This is a genomic window from Kineococcus gypseus (assembly GCF_050871305.1).
GTDB lineage: Bacteria > Actinomycetota > Actinomycetes > Actinomycetales > Kineococcaceae > Kineococcus > Kineococcus gypseus.
In genome coordinates this window covers 1-914 of the sequence record NZ_JBJLRD010000118.1, presented here as the reverse complement: position 1 = coordinate 914, position 914 = coordinate 1, and the positions used below count along the sequence as shown (strand labels likewise).

At 69.5% G+C, this 914-nt stretch carries 1 protein-coding gene; it reads right to left on the bottom strand.

The features are described 5' to 3' along the window. Nucleotides 1-13: 13 nt before the first annotated feature. A protein-coding gene (locus tag ACRYMN_RS20855; protein WP_432499338.1) for an IS5 family transposase occupies nucleotides 14-846 on the bottom strand; the annotation gives its coding sequence in 2 pieces (ribosomal slippage) (nucleotides 14-489 and nucleotides 489-846; 834 coding nt in all). Nucleotides 847-914 lie beyond the last annotated feature (68 nt).

Genomic DNA, 914 nt, shown 5'->3' with positions numbered 1-914 from the left:
ACAAGCCGTTGCATTAGTTCGTCGGAGGTAGTCGACGGGCACAGATCAGCGTGATCGCCAGGCGGGCCAGCGCGGTGATCGTGGTGTTGCTGGTGTCGTAGCGCAGCGCCAGGCGCTTGTAGTTGAGCAGCCAGCTGATCGTGCGCTCGACGACCCAGCGATATCGCCCGAGGCGTTGGCTGGAGTCCACGCCGATCCGGGCGATGCGCGCGGTGATACCGCGCCGGCGCAGGTAGGCGCGAACCCGGCGGTTGTCGTAACCCTTGTCCGCGTGCAGCTTGACCGGCCGGCGGCGTGGGCGCCCGCGGCCGGTGCCCTTGACGGCGCGCTGACCGTCGAGCAGCGGGGCCAGGAACAGCGAGTCGTGCCGGTTGGCGCCGGAGAGCACGACGTTCAGCGGCAACCCGTCGGCGGTGACCAGCAGGTGGTACTTGGTGCCCAACTTGCCTCTGTCCGTCGGATTGCGCCCGGTCAGCTCGCCCCCTTTTTCGCCCGGACGCTGACGGAGTCGGCGCTGGCTCTGGACCAGTCCAGCAATCCTTGCTGACCGAGCCGGTCGAGCACGGCGCCGTGCAGCTCGTCCCACACGCCGGCGTCCTGCCACTGGCGCAGGCGGCGCCAGCAGGTCCAGCCTGAGCCGTAACCCAGCTCGAGTGGGAGCTTGGCCCAGCCGATGCCGGTGCTCAGCACGAAGACGATGCCCTCGAGCACCGCGCGGTCATCACGCCGAGGCCGGCCCGTGCGCCCGCGCGGTGCCGGTGGCGGCGACGGGATGAGCGGGGCGAGCAGCTCCCACAGCTCGTCGGTGATCAGCTGACGAGGCTGAACAGAGGCGTCGGTGGCCATGCGATCCAGGCTGCGCCTGGCTCAGCGCGACACGCCAGAGCTTCAGACCAACTTCTGCAACGGTCTGT